General features: G+C 30.1%; 18 protein-coding genes. 14 read left to right on the forward strand and 4 right to left on the reverse strand.

Annotated elements, in window-relative coordinates; translation table 11 throughout:
• Window positions 1–15: 15 nt before the first annotated feature.
• Genes ASUIS_RS13275 through ASUIS_RS13285 form a run of 3 tightly spaced genes read left to right on the forward strand, consistent with a single transcriptional unit; the run spans window position 16 to window position 4,755 of the window.
• Window positions 16–3,150, forward strand: coding sequence for an efflux RND transporter permease subunit (locus ASUIS_RS13275; RefSeq protein ID WP_118887552.1), 3,135 nt, complete (start codon window positions 16–18; stop codon window positions 3,148–3,150).
• Entirely contained in the window at window positions 3,143–4,567 is a 1,425-nt protein-coding gene (locus tag ASUIS_RS13280; protein ID WP_118887553.1) for an efflux transporter outer membrane subunit, read from the forward strand. Before ASUIS_RS13275 ends, ASUIS_RS13280 begins: the two co-directional genes overlap by 8 nt.
• Window positions 4,564–4,755: a hypothetical protein gene (locus ASUIS_RS13285; RefSeq protein WP_118887554.1), complete on the forward strand. Its 192-nt coding sequence runs from the start codon at window positions 4,564–4,566 to the stop codon at window positions 4,753–4,755. Before ASUIS_RS13280 ends, ASUIS_RS13285 begins: the two co-directional genes overlap by 4 nt.
• Window positions 4,756–4,766: 11 nt before the next feature.
• Here ASUIS_RS13285 and ASUIS_RS13290 read toward each other — a convergent pair whose 3' ends face one another.
• Window positions 4,767–5,588 carry a LysR family transcriptional regulator gene (locus tag ASUIS_RS13290; RefSeq protein WP_118887555.1) on the reverse strand — a complete coding sequence of 274 codons (822 nt, stop codon included), beginning with the start codon at window positions 5,586–5,588 and terminating at the stop codon, window positions 4,767–4,769.
• 91 nt (window positions 5,589–5,679) lie between these two features.
• On the opposite strand from ASUIS_RS13290, the gene ASUIS_RS13295 reads away from it, so the two are divergent.
• Window positions 5,680–6,555, forward strand: a complete 876-nt coding sequence (locus ASUIS_RS13295) for an AEC family transporter (protein ID WP_118887556.1) — start codon at window positions 5,680–5,682, stop codon at window positions 6,553–6,555.
• Between the two features lie 195 nt (window positions 6,556–6,750).
• On the opposite strand, the gene ASUIS_RS13300 is transcribed toward ASUIS_RS13295, so the two are convergent.
• The gene (locus ASUIS_RS13300) at window positions 6,751–7,503 is read right to left on the reverse strand and encodes a hypothetical protein (RefSeq protein ID WP_118887557.1); all 753 of its coding nucleotides are present in this window, start codon (window positions 7,501–7,503) and stop codon (window positions 6,751–6,753) included.
• A 222-nt stretch (window positions 7,504–7,725) separates the two neighbouring features.
• A complete protein-coding gene (locus tag ASUIS_RS13305) occupies window positions 7,726–8,952 on the reverse strand; it encodes a BaiN/RdsA family NAD(P)/FAD-dependent oxidoreductase (RefSeq protein ID WP_118887558.1) in 1,227 nt (408 codons plus the stop codon).
• Between the two features lie 108 nt (window positions 8,953–9,060).
• Here ASUIS_RS13305 and ASUIS_RS13310 point away from each other — a divergent pair, with 108 nt between their 5' ends.
• Window positions 9,061–10,062 (forward strand): AAA family ATPase, encoded by a 1,002-nt coding sequence (locus ASUIS_RS13310; RefSeq protein WP_118887559.1) that lies wholly within the window; start codon window positions 9,061–9,063, stop codon window positions 10,060–10,062.
• Window positions 10,029–11,207: a vWA domain-containing protein gene (locus ASUIS_RS13315; RefSeq protein WP_226799935.1), complete on the forward strand. Its 1,179-nt coding sequence runs from the start codon at window positions 10,029–10,031 to the stop codon at window positions 11,205–11,207. The genes ASUIS_RS13310 and ASUIS_RS13315 overlap by 34 nt, the downstream gene beginning before the upstream one ends.
• Before the next feature lies 1 nt (window position 11,208).
• Here ASUIS_RS13315 and ASUIS_RS13320 read toward each other — a convergent pair whose 3' ends face one another.
• Window positions 11,209–11,523, reverse strand: coding sequence for a cupin domain-containing protein (locus ASUIS_RS13320; protein ID WP_118887561.1), 315 nt, complete (start codon window positions 11,521–11,523; stop codon window positions 11,209–11,211).
• Between the two features lie 212 nt (window positions 11,524–11,735).
• Between ASUIS_RS13320 and ASUIS_RS13325 the strand changes: the two genes are divergently transcribed.
• Genes ASUIS_RS13325 through ASUIS_RS13360 form a run of 8 tightly spaced genes read left to right on the forward strand, consistent with a single transcriptional unit; the run spans window position 11,736 to window position 18,849 of the window.
• Window positions 11,736–13,004, forward strand: a complete 1,269-nt coding sequence (locus ASUIS_RS13325) for an O-acetylhomoserine aminocarboxypropyltransferase/cysteine synthase family protein (RefSeq protein WP_118887562.1) — start codon at window positions 11,736–11,738, stop codon at window positions 13,002–13,004.
• A 12-nt stretch (window positions 13,005–13,016) separates the two neighbouring features.
• On the forward strand, window positions 13,017–13,430 hold the full coding sequence (locus ASUIS_RS13330) for an RrF2 family transcriptional regulator (protein WP_118887563.1): 414 nt from the start codon (window positions 13,017–13,019) through the stop codon (window positions 13,428–13,430).
• A 20-nt stretch (window positions 13,431–13,450) separates the two neighbouring features.
• Entirely contained in the window at window positions 13,451–14,383 is a 933-nt protein-coding gene (gene cysK, locus ASUIS_RS13335; RefSeq protein ID WP_118887564.1) for a cysteine synthase A, read from the forward strand.
• 42 nt (window positions 14,384–14,425) lie between these two features.
• Entirely contained in the window at window positions 14,426–14,656 is a 231-nt protein-coding gene (locus tag ASUIS_RS13340; protein ID WP_118887565.1) for a DUF2061 domain-containing protein, read from the forward strand.
• Between the two features lie 8 nt (window positions 14,657–14,664).
• Window positions 14,665–15,369: a phosphoadenylyl-sulfate reductase gene (locus ASUIS_RS13345; RefSeq protein ID WP_118887566.1), complete on the forward strand. Its 705-nt coding sequence runs from the start codon at window positions 14,665–14,667 to the stop codon at window positions 15,367–15,369.
• A 12-nt stretch (window positions 15,370–15,381) separates the two neighbouring features.
• Complete coding sequence (gene cysD / locus ASUIS_RS13350; protein ID WP_118887567.1) at window positions 15,382–16,296, forward strand: sulfate adenylyltransferase subunit CysD; 915 nt, start codon at window positions 15,382–15,384, stop codon at window positions 16,294–16,296.
• Window position 16,297: 1 nt separating this feature from the next.
• Window positions 16,298–17,755 carry a sulfate adenylyltransferase subunit CysN gene (gene cysN, locus ASUIS_RS13355; RefSeq protein WP_118887568.1) on the forward strand — a complete coding sequence of 486 codons (1,458 nt, stop codon included), beginning with the start codon at window positions 16,298–16,300 and terminating at the stop codon, window positions 17,753–17,755.
• Window positions 17,755–18,849, forward strand: coding sequence for a sulfite reductase (locus ASUIS_RS13360; RefSeq protein WP_118887569.1), 1,095 nt, complete (start codon window positions 17,755–17,757; stop codon window positions 18,847–18,849). The genes cysN and ASUIS_RS13360 overlap by 1 nt, the downstream gene beginning before the upstream one ends.
• The last annotated feature ends 43 nt before the right edge of the window (window positions 18,850–18,892 follow it).

Below are 18,892 nucleotides of genomic sequence, written 5' to 3' on the forward strand. Positions count from 1 at the left end.
TTCTAAAGGCTTAAAATGTTAGCACAATTTTTTGTTCATAGACCTATTTTTGCTTGGGTTATTTCTTTAGTAATTATGATTGCAGGAACAGTTTCTCTTTATATACTTCCAATGGAACAATATCCAGATATTGCACCACCTCAAATTAATATTTCTGCAACTTATACAGGAGCATCTGCACAAACTGTTGAAAATAGTGTTACCCAAATTATTGAACAACAACTAACAGGTCTTGATGGAATGATTTATTTTTCATCAAGCAGTAGTTCTTCTGGAAATTCAAGGGTAAAAGTAACATTCCAACAAGGAACAGATCCAGATATTGCTCAAGTACAAGTGCAAAATAAAGTTGAACAAATTCTTTCTCGTTTACCTGATGATGTACAAAGACAAGGAGTTAGAGTCGTTAAATCACAAACTGACTTTTTATTACTAGCTTCATTGTATGACTCAACAGGAAAAGCAGATAAAACGGATATTGCTGATTATTTAATCAGTAATCTTCAAGATAGTATTGCAAGACTTGATGGGGTAGGAGAAGTTCAAGTTTTTGGGGGACAATATGCAATGCGTATTTGGTTAGATCCTACAAAACTTGAAGCATATAACCTAATGCCCTCAGATATAGAATCTGCAATTAGCGATCAAAATTCTCAAGCATCAGCTGGAAAACTTGGAGCTTTACCTGTTGTAAATAATCAACAATTAGCAGTAACTGTAACAGCAAGATCAAAATTTAAAACTGTAAATGAATTTGAAAATATTCTTGTAAAGAACAATACAAATGGTTCTTTTGTTAAATTAAAAGATGTAGCACGAGTTGAAATAGGTGCTCAATCGTATAGTAATGTTACAGGTCTTAATGGTATGCCTTCTTCTGGTATTGCTATTCAATTAGCTTCTGGGGCAAATGCTATAAAAACAGCTAATAGTATAAAAGAATTTTTAAATAAATATGAATCAAGTTTACCACAAAGATACAAAATAGAGTATCCAAGAGATACAACACTTTTTATTCAAGCTTCTATTAGTGAAGTAGTTAAAACCCTTCTTGAAGCAATTTTTTTAGTTGTTGTTGTAATGTATGTTTTTCTTAAAAGCTGGAGAGCAACACTAATTCCTGCTATTGCAGTTCCAGTTGTTTTACTTGGAACTTTTGGTATTTTAAATATTCTAGGATATTCAATCAATACTCTAACAATGTTTGGAATGGTTTTATCCATTGGACTTTTAGTTGATGATGCGATTGTTGTAGTTGAAAATGTTGAACGAAATATGAGAGAAAAACTACTTAGTGCAAAAGAAGCAACTATTGTTTCAATGAAAGAAATCACTAGCGCTTTAGTTGGTGTGGCAACTGTTTTATCAGTAGTTTTTTTACCAATGGCATTTTTTAGTGGTTCAACGGGAGTTATTTATAGACAATTTTCTGTAACTATCATTTCTTCTATGGTACTTTCAGTTATTGTTGCTTTGACTTTAACTCCTGCTTTATGTGCAACCATATTAAAACCTCATAATGAAAATGAAAAACAAAAAGGATTTACACATTGGTTTGGGCAAAAATTTGATGCTCTTACTCTTAGATATAAAAATAGAGTTAATAAAGTATTACAAATGCCTATTCGTTGGATGGTTACCTATCTTATTATTATTGGTTTATTAATTTTTGTTTTTATAAAACTTCCTACAAGTTTTTTACCAAAAGAAGATCAAGGTAGTTTAATGGTGCAATACACTCTACCAGTTGGAGCAATTACATCAAGAACTGTTGAAGTTGCAGAAAAAATAAAAGAGTATTTTTTAACCCAAGAAGCAAATAATATAAATAGTATTTTTACAATCTCTGGATATAGTAGTAATAGTAGTGGACAAAATGTAGGAACAGCGTATGTCTCTTTAAAAAGTTGGGATTTAAGACCTGATACAAATAATAACGCTGATGCTATTGGACAAAGGGCAGCTAAAACTTTTGCTGATCCAAAATCACCTTATTTTATTCGTGATGCAAGAGTTATTTCTATGAATCCTCCTGTTGTTCAAGGTTTAGGTTCAACGGATGGATTTGAATTTCAACTTCAAGCTGATGCTGGAACATCAAGAACAACATTAGCAGAAGTTAAAGAAAAAATATTGTTAGATGCAGCTCAAAATAATAAAATCAATTCTATTCGAGCAGATGGAACAGAAGACACTCCTCAATTAAAAATAGAATATGACACCGAGAAAGCACTCTCGTTAGGACTTTCTATGAATAATATTGATTATACACTTAGTGCTGCGTGGGCTGGTATTTATGTAAATGATTTTATTGATAGATCAAGAGTAAAAAGAGTTTATATTCAAGGTGATTCTCAATTTAGATCAAAACCTGAAGATTTATATACATGGAAAATCCGTAATGCAAGTGGAACAATGACTTCTTTTTCAGAATTTGCAACTACAAAATGGGAATATGGTCCAGAAGAATTGACTCGTTACAATGGATTTGCTTCATACCAAATTCAAGGTTCAGCAGCAAGTGGAATAAGTTCTGGAGTTGCGATGGACGAGATGGATAAAATAGCAGATAAACTCTCAAATGGAACTATGCATTCATGGAGTGGACTATCTTATCAAGAAAGATTATCAACTGGACAATCAGGGCTTCTTTATACGGTTTCTATTTTAATTATCTTTTTATGTTTAGCAGCTTTATATGAAAGTTGGTCTGTACCATTTTCAATATTATTGGTTGTTCCATTAGGTGTAATTGGAGCCGTTCTAGCTGTTTATTTTAGAGGTTTAGACAATGATGTTTATTTCCAGGTTGCCCTTTTAACTACTATTGGACTTGCTGCTAAAAATGCTATTTTAATTGTCGAGTTTGTGGATACCGCATATAAAAATGGAAAACCTTTATTAGAAGCTGCTATTGAGGGAGCAACACTTAGATTGAGACCTATTATTATGACTTCTTTAGCATTTATTGCAGGAATCATGCCACTAGCATTATCAACGGGAGCTGGAGCAAATAGTAGAATTTCTATTGGAACAGGAATTGTGGGTGGAACTTTAACCGCAACTATCTTTGCAATATTTTTTGTTCCTTTATTTTTTGTTTTAATTAAAAAAGTTTTTTCATCAAAAAAGGCAGGACAAAATGTTTAAAAGAACCATTTCAATAGCCCTTGCTTCAACTCTTTTTACTGGATGTATTTCCCTAGAGCCAAAACTAGAACCAAAAGATTCCAAAGTTATTCCCCTTGAATGGAATAATCCAGTTGAGGCAAAAACTCAAGAAGATTTAACTCAAATAAAACCTTCATGGGAAGATTTTGTTCAAAATGATACTTTAAAAAAAGTTGTTGACCTAGCCATAAAAAACAATAAAGACTTAAAAATAGCCCTTCTAAATATTCAATCAGCAAGGGCAACATATCGTATAACAAAAGCAGATAGTTTTCCAAATGTTAATGCAAATGGTGATGTAAGTCATGCAAGAAATATAAACTCTTCAAATGGAACTACAACTTCACATAATTATTCTGCAAATATATCAGCTTCTTACGAAATAGATTTATTTGGAAAAGTAGAGAGTTTAAATGAAAGTGCATTACAAAGCTATCTTTCAACACAATTTGCAGCAAATACAGTAAAAGTTAGTCTAATCTCTGAAACAATTAATGCGTGGCTTACATTAGCCACCCATAATGAACAATTAAAACTATCAAATCAAACAGTTGAAAATCTACAAAAGGCACATGAACTAACACAAAAAAAGTTTAATGCAGGTGTGATTTCAAAAGCTGATGTATTAGATGCAAGTGCCGCATTAAAAGAAGCACAAATAAATGTTATTTCATATAACACAATGATAAAACAAGATAAAAATGCTTTAGAACTACTAATTGCTCAACCTTTAAATGATGAGCTTTTACCAAAAGAGTTTATAAAGTATGAAAATTGGTTGATGATTGTAAAAGCTGGAATTTCATCAAAAGTTTTATTAACACGACCAGATATTATGGAAGCAGAACATAACCTAAAAGCAAAAAATGCAAATATAGGTGCGGCAAGAGCTGCATTTTTCCCATCTATTTCACTAACTGCAAATACGGGAATTGCTAGTAAATCACTCTCATCACTTTTTGATGGAGGAGCTCAAAGCGTATGGTCTTTTTCACCAAATATAACTCTTCCAATATTTAACGGTGGACAAAATAGTGCAAACTTGGATTATACTTATGCTCAAAGAGATATAGCCCTAAATCAATATGAAAAAACTATCCAAACAGCTTTTAAAGAAGTAAATGATTCACTGGCAACTAGAGCCACAATTAATGAGCAAATAAACAAACAAAAAGAACTTGTAGACGCTGTATCAAAAAGTTATGACCTCGCACTTGGAGCTTATAAAATAGGAACTGGTTCATATTTAAATGTTCTAATTTCGCAAAGAACTTTATATTCAGCCCAACAAAATTTGATTAGTAAATACCAAGAAGATTTAACAAATCGAGTAAGTTTGTATAGCACTCTTGGGGGAAATGAAGAAGTTGAAGAGATAAATAAAGAGAATCAATGAATATAGAGTTTAGATTTTTGCAAAAAGCGATTCTTGATAAAAACTATATTTGTTTTACTTACGAAAATCAAAGTTTTAAAAATGTTAAACCTTTAAAACTTGATTTTGAAAATAGACTTTTTTGTGATAAAGGTGTTTTTGAGTTTGGAAAAATTTCAAAACTCAAAATTTTAAAAGATAGATTTTAAAATCTATGCTTTTATAATAACTTTATCTTTTTTAAATAATCCCCAATCATTGGTATAAAATCTTTTCTACATATTAGATGAGTTAGTGGTTCATTTGGTATTTTAGTGAGTTTCAACTCATTTGTATAATTATACTTATCGATAATATTTCTAGAAACATAAGCGATTCCCATTCCCGCTTTTACACATCCAAGCATAACTTCATAGTTTTCAATAAATATGGTTTTAAAATCTGCATTATTATTTTGAATGAAATACTCTACTAAAAACTTATAGTGTGAACTATCTTTTTTATAGCCTATTAAACAATTTGCACTTTTTTTATTATTTGATTCCACTAAATACAAATCATCATCAAACTTATTTAAAATCATCAAATCTTTATGGTTTGGCTCTCCTGTTATAAAAGCAATATCAAGTTTATAATCCAACAACTTCTCTAAAATTTGAGGATTTGCATTGGCATATAGTTCTAATTCCATATTTGGGTATTTTTTATTAAGTTTTTCAATAAAAGGCAATAATCTCAAAGCTACATTTGCTTGTCCTGAACCAATTCGAAGAATCTCTTGATGGGTGATATTTTTCATTTTAAGTTCAGCTTCTTCGACTTTTTTTACTATTTCAACAGCCAAAGGATATAATTTTTCACCCTCTTTTGTAAGAATCACACCTGATGGAACTCTATGAAATAGTAAATATCCAAGATTTTTTTCTAATTGTTTAATTCGAAGTGTTACATTTGATTGGGTGAAGTTTAAAATTGAAGCACCCAAAGAGATGCTTTTTTTATTTGCAACTGCTACAAAAACTTTTAAAAGCGCTGATTCCATATTGTTATCCATTATATAGTATATAATTTTGTATTATTTGACATTATATATTAAATTGATTATAGTTGCAAAAATACATAAAGAAGTTACCATGATAGAACTATTATTTAATAAACTTATGCCAATTGTAATACTTATAATTATCGGTTATTATTGGAAGAAAAAAGAGTTACCTTTTGATAAAGATATGATTAGCTCTTTGATAATGAACCTTGGAACTCCTGCTTTATTGATTGCTTCTATAAACAATAAAGATTTAACTGCTGATAATATGATAACTATTTTGATCTATGGAACATCTATTATTTTTATTTATACAATATTTACAATGCTTTATTTAAAACTTGAAAAAAAGCCAATAAGACCATTTCTTCAAAGTTTTATTTTCCCAAATACAGGTGGACTTGGATTGCCAATTGTTTATGTATTGTTAGGAGAAACGGCATTTGTTTATGCTATTACTTTTTCTACTTTGATTAATATTTATCATTTTACTATTGGATTGTGGCTTGCAAATAACTCACTAAATCTGAAAAAAGCCTTACAAACACCTATTTTATATGCTTTAATCATAGCATTAGTTTTAAAAGGAACTCAAACACCTGTTCCAAATATCGTAGAAGATGTTTGTCATATGTTAGGTGGAATCGTAATACCTTTATTACTTTTAGCTTTTGGTTCTTCATTGGTTGGTATAAAAATCATGCAAAATTTGAAAGCTGTAAGAATGGGTGTTGCAAGAGTTATTATTGGTTTTATAGTAGTTTATGTAACTTTTTCTTTTGGAAATTTTGAAAAAATATTAATAGATACTTTAATCATTCAATACTCAATGCCAATAGCCTCAGCTAGTTATCTTTTTGCTCTAAGATTTAATGGACCAGCAGATGAAATAGCAGTAATGACAGCATCAAGTACTATTGCTGTGTTGTTTTTACTTCCGGTTATTATTTATGTGGTGAATTGAAAATAAGGGTGATGCTTCTCACTTTTCTTTTTAGTAAAGAAAAGTAAGCAAAAGAAAAGCGTTCGCGAAGTTCCAAAATAGCTAAAAAATCAAATGAAATCTTAAAATTTGAAAACTCGCTCAGTCGCTCAAACAGTTCAAATTTCTTAACAGATTTAATTTGATTTTTCTTTACGCTATTTTGAAAATGCTCACTTATTCATATTCAGAATCTATTTCTTTTGCCATATCTACAAAGTGTTTACAATTATCTTTTAAATAATATAAATATATATTAGCCTCAAACTCTTCCATATTATTAGTAAGAAAATATTCTTTTAGTTTTTTAATTGCAAAAAAATATTCTTCTAAATCATACTGAATATATTCATTCATTTCATTTCGCTCTTCTATTAGATTTTTAAAATCTATAAATGTTTTCTCTAATGAAAGTAACATATTATTACCAAATAATCTATAAGTATCTGAATTGTGTAATCCTTGTGCAATCTTTTCAAATTGATAACTCATTCCTGAATGAAATAAATCTGAAATTAATTTATTTTTATATTTTTCTTTATGCATTAAATCCACCTCGTCTAACTTATTTGATATATATTTATATTTAGTTTTAACTTCTTTTAATTGTTCATATAACATTTCTATCAGATTTATATCAATGTATTCCATTCTATTATTTTCTGAACTTCTATGTAAGGAGAATCCTTCTTTGGACAATGTCATTCTTGAAATATAATTAAAGTATTTTACTTTTTTTTCATTATTATTTGTAGGATGTCCTATTGAAGCATTTCTTAATTTTCTTATGTTTAATAATACTTCACCAATTTCATAATCCAATTCAAAGACTAATGATAGTTGGCTTATTGCATCTTGTTGAATAAAAAGTGCTTGTAATATTCCATAGGTACAAATATATTGTAAACCTACTCTTTCAGGATAATCCATATTAATATAATCTTTTATAGATAATATAGTATCTCCTATAACATCTAATGAACTACAAATCTGATTCTAATCATCTAAATTTAATATTAAATCCTTTTGGTATCTATTTGTATTAATATGATTTCTTACATTACTTTCAATATCAATTATTTCTTTAATTAGTACATTTATATTTTCCAGAAGATATCCTTTGAAATCGCAAATTTAGTAAAAGTTACTATTTTATTTCCCGAAGTATTTTCCAACCAAATACCCACTAGCCCACGCAAATTGAAGATTAAAACCTCCCCTATTTCCTACTATATCTAGAACTTCACCAGCAAAAAATAGACCTTTACATAACTTACTTTCATAAGTTTTATTATCTACCTCAGCAGTTCTTACTCCTCCGCCACTTGCTTCTGCGTGACCGAAACCTTGGGTGTCTATTATTTTTAGTTTCCATTGATTTAATTGAAATGCTATTGCTTTTATCTGTTTTGCATTTATATCAGAGGCTTTTGTATTTATATCAATTTTACAAATATCTAATAAAACTGGTGCTATTTTATTTGACACCATTCCCGTTAGAATATCTACTGCTTTTTGAGTTGGTAGGTTTTTAAATAGGCTTTGTATTTGGTCGGCTAAGTCATTTCTATTTATTTTGGGAAAGAAATTTATAGCAATTTTTACATCTTGGTATTGGCTCAAGTTTAAAGCTGCTAATTGTGAAATATCAAGTATTGCAAAACCTGAAACTCCATAACTTGTGAATAATACATCTCCAAAAATCTCTTGTTCCAAATTTCCATTTATAAACAGACTTACATTACACTCTTTTTTTACACCTTGAAGTTTTCCATTATAAGTATTTTCAGTTTGAAGTCCTACAAGTGAAGGATAAGTTGGGTTGAAACTATGTCCAAATTTTGAAGCAAAGGCTAAACCAGTCTCATTTGCATTTAGTTGTGGAGCTGCTCCTAAACCATTTGAGATTAGAACTTTGTCATAGTTTTTGTATTCTAATTCTTGTGTTTTTATCACAAATTTATCTTCTATTTTTTCTATATCTTTTATAAAAGTTTCCAAATATAGATTTATATTCAACTCTTTTAGGGCTAGTTCCAAAAGATTTACTACTGATTTTGCTTCATTTGACAAAGGATATACTTTTCCACTTGGTTTTATATCAAGTAAAAGTCCAATACTTTTGCAAAACTTCTCAAAGGCTTTAAAATCAAACTCTTTTAATGCAAAATTTACAAAATCAGGATTTTCACCTAAATAGTTTTTTGAAGTGATTGTTGTATTTGAGATATTACATCTTCCATTTCCCGAAGCCAATATCTTTTTACCTATACTTTTATTTGCATCAAATAAATCTATTTGTAAATTTTTGTTTAATCTTTTGGCAGTAATGGCGGCAATTATTCCCGCTGCTCCTGCTCCTATTATTGCTATTTTCAAATCTATCCCTAAAATATTTTTTTTGATTATAGCTAATAGACTCTTTCAGACTCTTTCAAATATGAGGAACGTTTATTGCAATAGAGTTCCCATAAATAAAGGATATTCATGAATCCACAGAAAATTAAACGATCAATTGAACACTTATGTGAGCGAAAAGTACCTATATTCTTATGGGGACCTCCTGGTATTGGAAAATCTTCAATCATTGCACAAATTGCAAAGGAAAAAGGAATTGCTTGTATAGATTTACGACTATCTTTACTTGACCCAACGGACTTAAGGGGGATTCCATTTTTTGATGCTGTTAATCAAACAGCTATTTGGGCACCAGCATCTTTTTTACCAGATGGAAGCATCAAAGAAGGAATTTTGTTTTTAGATGAGTTAAACACAGCAGCTCCAATGGTTCAAGCTTCTGCTTATCAGTTAATCTTAGATAGAAAAATCGGTGAATACACACTTCCTGATGGTTGGTCAATAGTTGCCGCTGGAAATAGAGAAAGTGATAGAGGTGTAGTTTTTAGAATGGCTGCACCACTTGCAAATAGATTTATTCACCTTGATATGGAAGTAAGTGTTGATGACTGGAGAGCATGGGCGATAAACAATAATATTGATTTATCTATTATCTCATTTATCTCATATAGACCCGATGCACTTTTTACTTTTAATACTCAAAGTGATACAAAAGCCTTTGCAACGCCCCGAACTTGGCACTATGTAAATGAAGTATTACTTTCAACTCCTGAAGATGATTTGATAATGGCACTGATTAGTGGAGCAATTGGTGAAGAGTTAGCCGCTTCATTTTTAGGTTTTAAAGCCGTTATAAAAGAACTTCCAAATATGGATGGAATTTTAGATGGAACTGAAAAAGAGTTTCCAACAGACACATCAGCTTTACATATACTTTGTACTGCACTTGCCATTAGAGTAAACGAAGATACAAGAACAAAAGAGTTAGACAATCTTCTGAACTACTCTTTAAATCTTCCAGGGGAATTTGCAGTTATGATTATCCAAGATTTAAGACAAAGAAGAATTGAACTTGACCATCTAAAATCTTGGCCGTTGTGGATGAAAAAATTCAACACATTGCTTCGTTGATTATGAACTCTGACTTACTTCTTACAAAAGCCAAAAGCCAACTAACAACAAAATACCCATATTTTGGAATGTTGGCATCAAGACTAAAACATGAATCAAATGAAAATATAAAATCTTATGCAAGTAATGGAGTGAGATTTTTATACAATCCTGAATTTATAGAGAGTTGCTCTATTGAAGAACTCTCATTTATTTTGACAAATTGTGTTATGCATCATATTTTATCTCACCAACAAAGAAAACTAAAAAGAAAAGGTTATCTTTGGCAATTAGCAACTGATTATGCGATTAATAATCTTCTTGCTAAAAATGGTATGAAAATACCTGAAGGTGTAAATTATGATAAAAAATTCAAAAATATGTACGCTGAAGAGATTTATGATTATCTAAAAAAAGAGCTAATAGAAAGTGGAATTGATGCCTTTGATGATGAAAAAACTCAACAACACGATGAGCAAAAAAACAATAGAGATAATACTGCTAAATTCAGACAAGTAAAAAATATAAAAGAAGAGCTAGACGAAAAAGATGAAGAACAATGGGAATATGCAGCCGCTCTAGCAAAGGAAGTATCAACTAGAAAATCACTTATGCCTTTGGGTTTTGAAAGACTTGCAAAAAAAGTAGAAGCAAAAGATATTGATTGGAAGTTTGAATTATACAATGCCATAAATCGTCACATGAGAAACAACTATGCTTTTATGCCACCAAATAAAAAACATCTTTACAGAGGTTTTGCCCTACCCTCACTTACAAGTGATACTTTGAGTTTAATAGTTGCCATTGATACCTCAGGTTCTATTCAAGAGGAGATTTTAGGAGCATTTATAGAAGAGTTTAAAGCCATCATGCAAAACTTTCCAGCAGTAAATATTGAACTACTAATAGCTGATGCAAAAGTCCATGCCCATTATAGTTTTAGAGGTGCTGAAGATATGGATTTTGTATTAAAAGGTGGAGGAGGAACAGACTATCGACCAGTTTTTGAATACATCGATGCAAACTTTCCAATGTCAAGTATGCTTTTATATTTCACAGATGGTGAGGGAATTTTCCCAAGAATTCCACCAGCTTACGAAGTTCTTTGGGCATTATCAAATAAAAAAGATAGGATTCCATTTGGTAGGGCTTTGGTGATTTTTTAGTTTAATAAAAAACAGCAAACCAAATTGTAGGTTCATCTAAACTCGTATACTTAACTCTATGTTTTTCCATAACCCCAATATTCAAACAATCACCTTTTTTCAACTCTACAACTCTATCCTCAAACTCAAGTATTGCAAAACCCTCTAAAAGTAAAACAAATTCACTTTTTTCTTGTTCATACCAAAACTTTTCTGGTGAAATTTGTCCATTTGAAACTATTTTTTCTATTTTTATTGTCTCATTTTTGAAAATTTCAAAAAACTTTTCTTCATTTCTATCTACTATTATTTGCTCAAAAATGTTGTATTTTTCCATATTAGGAACCTCCTAGAATGATGATTTATTGGTATTTTACTCAAAATTACTTAATCATTTGATATAATCTTGATAGATTTAATCAAGTTAGTTAATCACCCCTCATTTAAAGGGTATTATATTAATTGTGATTAAACTACTTGACATTGATTTAAAAATGTTCTATAATTTCAACATATAAAGAAAATGAACAAAAATAAGAAAGGGAAAAAATGCAAAAAGAGACAATCGCAATTCACGCAGGTTATAACAAAAAAGAAGGTTATGGCACAATGAGCGTTCCAATAGCTCAAACAACAGCTTATGCCTTTAGAGATTCTGAACATGCTGCAAATTTATTTGCACTTAAAGAACTTGGACCTATTTATACAAGATTAACAAACCCTACAACAGATGTTTTAGAACAAAGATTTGCTGCACTTGAGGGTGGAGCTGCTGCTATTTGTACATCTTCAGGACAAGCTGCATCATTTTTTGCAATTGCAAACGTAGCTGAAGCTGGTGATAATGTAATTATTTCTGATAAATTATACGGTGGAAGTGTTACATTATTAACTTACACTATGAAAAGATTTGGAATTAACGCTAAAGTATTTAAAAGTGATGATGCTTCTGATTTAGAAAGTTTAATTGATGATAAAACAAAAGCTATCTATTTTGAATCATTATCAAATCCTCAAATTGCTATTCCTGATGTGGAAAGAGTTGTTGAGATTGGAAAAAAACATGGTGTTTTAACTATTTGTGATAATACAGTTGCAAGTGCTGCTTTATTTAATCCAATTAAATGGGGAGTTGATGTTGTTGTTCACTCAACTTCAAAATATACAAATGGTCAAGGAACTGCACTTGGTGGAATTATTGTAGAAAGAGCTGGTTTAGCTGAATTTTTCAAAGCAAATGAAAATAGATATTCACACTTTACAACTCCTGATCCATCTTATCATGGATTAGTTTATACGGATGTTCCTCTTCCAAACTTTTGTTTAAGAGTAAGATTATCACTTTTAAGAGATATTGGAGCAACTCAATCTCCACATAACTCTTGGTTATTAATTCAAACTTTAGAAACATTAAGTTTAAGAGTTGACAAACATTCAGATAATGCTTTAGAGGTTGCTAAATTCTTAGAATCTCATCCAAAAGTAAAATCTGTAAATTATCCAGGATTACCATCAAATAAATATTATGCAAAAGCGCAAAAATATTTCAAAGATGGAAAATCATCTGGACTTATCTCTTTTGATGTTGAATCTTTTGAAGAAGCAAGAAGAATCATTGATAGTGCAAAACTATTCAGCGTAGTTGTAAATATTGGAGATAGTAAATCACTTATTGTTCATCCAGCATCTACAACTCACTCTCAAATGAGTCCTGAAGAGTTAGCAAAAGCTGGTGTAAATCCTGTTACTGTTAGACTTTCAATTGGTTTAGAAAATACTGTTGATCTTATTGAAGATTTAAACCAAGCGTTGAATTAAGAAATTAAGAAAATGCCATTAATATCAACAAAAGGTGTATACGGCTTAACAGCCATGTATGAGTTAAGCAAGCATCAAGAAGATACTCCTATGCAAATCAAGGAAATATCTGCAAATGCAAATATTCCTCAAAATTACTTAGAACAACTTTTAAGTAAATTAAGACGAGCGGAACTTGTAAAAAGTATACGAGGTGCAAGGGGTGGATATATCCTTGCTAAAAGTGCTAAAGAGATTAAAATAGTTGATATTTTAATTGCTTTAGAAGATGATATTAAGATAATTGATGCAAAAGCTGAAAATCCAATCTTAAATATCTTTTTTGATGAATCAAAAAATAGTATGAAAAAGATTTTTGATATTTCACTAGATAAACTAGATGAATATCAAGAAAAATATAACGAATTTTTACATTACAGTATATAACTTAAATAAAGGAAAACAAAATGAAATATGCAAATAACATAACAGAATTAATCGGTAACACACCTTTAGTAAAATTACAAGGTGCAAGTAACACAACTGGAGCAACAGTTTTAGGTAAATGTGAATTTATGAATCCTTCACATTCAGTAAAAGATAGAATTGGTACAAACATGATAAATGCAGCTATTAAAGCTGGATTAATTAAAGAAGGTACAACTGTAATTGAACCAACAAGTGGAAATACAGGTATTGCATTAGCTTCTGTTTGTGCAGCTTTAGGAATTAAATTAATTCTTACAATGCCTTCATCAATGAGTATTGAAAGAAGAAGATTATTAAAAGCTTTAGGTGCTGATTTAGTATTAACTGCTCCTGAAAAAGGAATGAAAGGTGCTATTGAAAAAGCTGTTGAATTACAAGAGGCAACTCCAAACTCTTTTATTCCTCAACAATTTGCAAATGCAGCAAACCCTGAAATTCACAGACTTACAACTGCAAAAGAGATTTTAGCAGACACAGATGGGAAAATTGATATTTTCGTAGCTGCTATTGGAACAGGTGGAACAATAACTGGAACTGGTGAAGTTTTAAAAGCTCACAATCCAAATATCCAAATTATTGCAGTTGAGCCAGAAGCGTCACCTGTATTAAGTGGTGGAAAACCAGGACCTCATAAAATCCAAGGAATTGGAGCTGGGTTTGTACCAGATGTTTTAAATACAAAAATTTATGATGAAGTATTACAAGTATCAAATGATGATGCAATTGCAACTTCAAGAAAAATTGCTCAAACAGAAGGATTATTAGTTGGTATTTCTGCAGGTGCAAATATTTACGCAGCACAATTAGTGGCAGCAAGACCAGAAAACAAAGGTAAAACTATTGTTACAATTTTATGTGACACAGGTGAGAGATACTTAAGTTCTGGTTTATATGATTATGATGAAGAGTAAGACTCTTTATCATAAGCTTTTTATTTAAATATAGGAAAACAGATGCACGAAAAACCATATAGGTCAGTTGTAAAAGCCATTTCATGGAGAACTGTTGGTACGATTGATACAATTATTGTTTCATATTTTATCACGGGAAATCTAGTGATGGCAGCTTCAATTGGTTCAATTGAAGTTATTACAAAAATGGCTTTATACTATTTCCATGAAAGAGCATGGAATAAATTATCTTTTGGAAAAGTGAAAACTCCAGCAGTTGATTATCAAATTTAGGTTATAAAATGAGTAACAAAGAATTAATACAAAATATAAATAAAGATTTAGAAAATAAAACTACACCAGAAGTAATTGAATATTTTTTAACAAAATTTAAAAATGTAGCACTAAGCTCAAGCTTAGCAGCTGAAGACCAAGTTTTAACAGATATTATTTTAAAACAAGACAAAAATGCAACAATATTTACATTAGACACAGGAAGATTACACCCTGAAACTTACGATGTTATGGATGCGACAAATTTAAAATATGGTGTAAAAATTGATGTATTTTTCCCACAAAATGAAAAAGTACAAGAGTTATATCAAACTCAAGGGGTAAATGGACAATATGAAAGTATTGATAATAGAAAAGCCTGTTGTAATATTAGAAAAATTGAGCCTTTAAAAAGAGCATTAAAAGATGTTGAAGTTTGGGTTACAGGACTTCGAGCTGCTCAAAGTGTTACAAGGGTTGATATGCCTTTAGTTGAATGGGATGAAAACTTCAAAGTAATTAAAGTAAATCCTTTGATTAATTGGACAGAAGAAAATGTGTGGGATTATATAAAAACAAATAGAGTTCCATACAATAAACTTCACGACAAAGGATTTCCAAGTATTGGATGCGCTCCTTGTACACGAGCTATCAAAGATGGTGAAGATATAAGAGCAGGAAGATGGTGGTGGGAAAACCCAGAACACAAAGAATGTGGTTTACACAAAAAATAAGAAAGGAAAAAAATGCAAATAAGTCAAAATAGATTAACACATCTAAAACAACTAGAAGCAGAATCAATGCATATTATGAGAGAAGTTGTAGCAGAATTCTCAAATCCAGCAATGTTATATAGTGTTGGAAAAGACTCTTCTGTAATGTTACATCTTTTACAAAAAGCATTTTATCCTGCACCTCCTCCACTTCCTTTAGTTCATGTTGATACAACATGGAAGTTTAAAGAGATGATTGAGTTTAGAGATAAAAGAGCAAAAGAAGTTGGTATGGAACTTATAGTTTATACTAATCCAAAAGGGGAAGAGATGAATATCTCTCCTTTTACTCACGGTTCAGCATTACATACAGATGTTATGAAAACTGAAGGATTAAAACAAATGTTAAATATCCAAAAGTTTGATGCAGTATTTGGTGGAGCAAGACGTGATGAAGAAAAATCAAGAGCAAAAGAGAGAATCTACTCTTTTAGAGATAAAAACCATAGATGGGATCCAAAATCTCAAAGACCAGAATTATGGAATGTCTATAATGGAAGACACACAAAAGGTGAGTCTATTAGAGTATTCCCATTATCAAACTGGACAGAATTAGATATTTGGCAATATATTTATCTTGAAGGTATTCCTATTCCTGATTTATATTTCTCAAAAGAGAGAGAAGTAGTTGAATATATGGGTACAAAAATCATGGTAGATGATGACAGAATGCCTGAAGAGTTAAGAAAAACAGCTAAAAAAGAGATGGTAAGATTTAGAACTTTAGGTTGTTATCCATTAACTGGTGCAGTTAATAGTGAAGCTACAACTTTACCTGAAATTATTCAAGAGATGTTAATTTGTACTACAAGTGAAAGACAAGGTAGATTAATAGATAGTGATGGTGACGCATCAATGGAGAAAAAGAAACAAGAAGGATATTTTTAGAATGGCACATCAATCAGACTTAATTGCAGAAAATATAGAACAATATTTAAAAGAACACGAAAATAAAGAAATATGTAGATTTATCACTTGTGGAAGTGTTGATGATGGTAAAAGTACTCTAATTGGAAGACTTTTATATGATTCAAAAATGATTTTTGAAGATCAATTAGCAGCTATTGAAAAAGATAGTAAAAAATCAGGAACTACTGGTGATAAAATCGATTTAGCACTTTTAGTTGATGGATTAGCTAGTGAGAGAGAACAAGGTATTACTATTGATGTTGCTTATAGATTTTTCTCAACTGATAAAAGAAAATTTATTATTGCAGATACTCCAGGTCATGAGCAATATACAAGAAATATGGCAACGGGTGCTAGTACTGCTGATATTGCTATTATTTTAATAGATGCAAGACAAGGAATTTTAACTCAAACTAAAAGACACTCTTATATTGCAAGTTTATTAGGTATTAAAAACCTAATCGTTGCTATTAACAAGATGGATTTAGTTGATTTTAGTGAAGAAGTGTTTGAAAAAATCAAAAGAGATTATAATGATATTATTTCATTCTTACCTCATCATAATGATTTAAATATTCAGTTTATCCCTATTTCGGCACTTGATGGAGATAATATCTTAACTATTTCACCAAAATGTTCTTGGTATAAAGGTCTTCCTTTAATGCCATTATTAGACAATACGTCTATACATAAACAAGAATCTTCATCATTTAGACTTCCTGTTCAATATGTATTACGTCCTCACTTAAATTTTAGAGGATTCTCTGGAACAATATCAAGTGGTGAGATAAAAGTTGGTGATGAAATTACCGTTTTACCTTCAAGAAAAACAAGTAGAGTTAAATCAATAGTATCAAATGATGTTAAAGATTTAAGACCAATTGGAAAAGATGAAACTGTTGAAACTATTGAAAAAGCATTTGCTCCAATGGCTACAACTATTACGCTTGAAGATGAGATTGATATTTCAAGAGGTGATATGATAGTAAAAACTGGAGATATTCCAAAAGTATCAAATCACCTTTCTTGTATGGTAGTTTGGATGGATGAAACTCCAATGAAACTAAACCAAAATTATGTGATTAAAAGAGCAACTTCAGTAATTAATGGTGCATTTAATTCAATTGAGTTTAAAAAGAACATCAATACTTTTGACGAAGTTGATGCAACTGAATTAGCATTAAATGATATTGCAAAATGTACAATATCACTTGATAGAGAAATTGCAGTTGATTCATACTATGAAAATAGATACACAGGAAGTTTTATTATCATTGATAAATATACAAACTCAACAGTAGGAGCTGGTATGATTTTATCTTCTGTTGAAGGTTTTGCAAAACTTGAAGATGAGAAAAAAGTTTATTCAAAAGCTGAAATTGAATTAAATGAATTCATTAGAAGAAATTATCCTGAATGGGATTGTAAGGCAATATAATGTCTAATAATTTAACATTAAATATTGAAAACATAAAAAAAGAAAAAGATGGAATGGATGTCTTAGCAGACATCTTTTTCTATGCTGTTTTTGGAGAATTTGTCAGTCCAGAAGATTTGGAAAGATTCAAATGGTATGGCATTTATGCCCAAGATGAAAAACAAAAACACTTTATATTAAGAGTTCCCCTATCAATGGGCGAATTAAATCTAAATCAAATAAAAATACTTAGTTTTATCTCAAAAGAATTTAGCGATAATAGTTTACTTTTTTTAGATGAACAAAAAGTAGAATTTAGAAATCTAAAAATTTATGATTTACCAAATATCTTTAATCTTCTTCAAGAAGCAAAATTAAATACATATTTTGAAGCAGGACATACAGTAAGAAGAATTCTTACTTGCCCAGTAAATGGTATAGATGATACTCAATTACTTGATGTTGAACCATTAGCAAACAAATTAAATGGAACTTTTATTGGAAATAAAAACTTCTCAAACTTACCAAATAAACTTCAAATTGCAATAAGTGGTTATGAAGAGGGATGTAATGTTCAGTTTACTCCTGATGTTAGTTTTAATGCAACAAAAGATACAAAAGATAAAATTATTTTTGCTATAAAAGTCTTGGATAAAATTATAGGTTATATTACTCCTGCCCAAGTTGTAAAAACTGCAATTGCCATTGCAAATATCTATAAAGATTTTGGAGATAGAACAAATCTACAAAATAGCTCTTTTGAATCTTTAGTAAATAATTGGGGAATAAATAAATTCTTTGATATTTTAAATTCAACAGTAAATTATAAAATAGAAAAAAATAAAACTATCCAAGAACAAACAACTCCAAGAAAACCAAGAATGGGAATAAACAAAAGTAAAATTGAAGAACAAAGTTATATAGGTTGTAAAATTACTTCTTCAATAATTCAAAGTTCAAATTTAGATAATTTATCATCTTTACTTGAAAAATATAGTGCTTCAAAAATTAAAATTACCCATAAAGGGAATATAATAATTTTAGATGCTTTATCAGCTAATGCAGATGATTTTGCAAAAGATCTTGAAAAAATAAACTTTAATCCTTTTGTATAAAATAAGAGAAGCTAAAAATTTAGCTTTTTTTATTCAAGCTAAC

The organism is Arcobacter suis CECT 7833 (assembly GCF_003544815.1).
Taxonomy (GTDB): domain Bacteria; phylum Campylobacterota; class Campylobacteria; order Campylobacterales; family Arcobacteraceae; genus Aliarcobacter; species Aliarcobacter suis.

Bases quoted from the DNA above. Each gene is read 5' to 3' on its own strand.
- ASUIS_RS13275 (WP_118887552.1), top strand. From the start codon at position 16: ATGTTAGCACAATTTTTTGTTCATAGACCTATTTTTGCTTGGGTTATT.
- ASUIS_RS13280 (WP_118887553.1), top strand. From the start codon at position 3,143: ATGTTTAAAAGAACCATTTCAATAGCCCTTGCTTCAACTCTTTTTACT.
- ASUIS_RS13285 (WP_118887554.1), top strand. From the start codon at position 4,564: ATGAATATAGAGTTTAGATTTTTGCAAAAAGCGATTCTTGATAAAAAC.
- ASUIS_RS13290 (WP_118887555.1), bottom strand. From the start codon at position 5,588: ATGGAATCAGCGCTTTTAAAAGTTTTTGTAGCAGTTGCAAATAAAAAA.
- ASUIS_RS13295 (WP_118887556.1), top strand. From the start codon at position 5,680: ATGATAGAACTATTATTTAATAAACTTATGCCAATTGTAATACTTATA.
- ASUIS_RS13300 (WP_118887557.1), bottom strand. From the start codon at position 7,503: ATGGATTATCCTGAAAGAGTAGGTTTACAATATATTTGTACCTATGGA.
- ASUIS_RS13310 (WP_118887559.1), top strand. From the start codon at position 9,061: ATGAATCCACAGAAAATTAAACGATCAATTGAACACTTATGTGAGCGA.
- ASUIS_RS13320 (WP_118887561.1), bottom strand. From the start codon at position 11,523: ATGGAAAAATACAACATTTTTGAGCAAATAATAGTAGATAGAAATGAA.
- ASUIS_RS13325 (WP_118887562.1), top strand. From the start codon at position 11,736: ATGCAAAAAGAGACAATCGCAATTCACGCAGGTTATAACAAAAAAGAA.
- ASUIS_RS13330 (WP_118887563.1), top strand. From the start codon at position 13,017: ATGCCATTAATATCAACAAAAGGTGTATACGGCTTAACAGCCATGTAT.
- cysK (WP_118887564.1), top strand. From the start codon at position 13,451: ATGAAATATGCAAATAACATAACAGAATTAATCGGTAACACACCTTTA.
- ASUIS_RS13340 (WP_118887565.1), top strand. From the start codon at position 14,426: ATGCACGAAAAACCATATAGGTCAGTTGTAAAAGCCATTTCATGGAGA.
- ASUIS_RS13345 (WP_118887566.1), top strand. From the start codon at position 14,665: ATGAGTAACAAAGAATTAATACAAAATATAAATAAAGATTTAGAAAAT.
- cysD (WP_118887567.1), top strand. From the start codon at position 15,382: ATGCAAATAAGTCAAAATAGATTAACACATCTAAAACAACTAGAAGCA.
- cysN (WP_118887568.1), top strand. From the start codon at position 16,298: ATGGCACATCAATCAGACTTAATTGCAGAAAATATAGAACAATATTTA.
- ASUIS_RS13360 (WP_118887569.1), top strand. From the start codon at position 17,755: ATGTCTAATAATTTAACATTAAATATTGAAAACATAAAAAAAGAAAAA.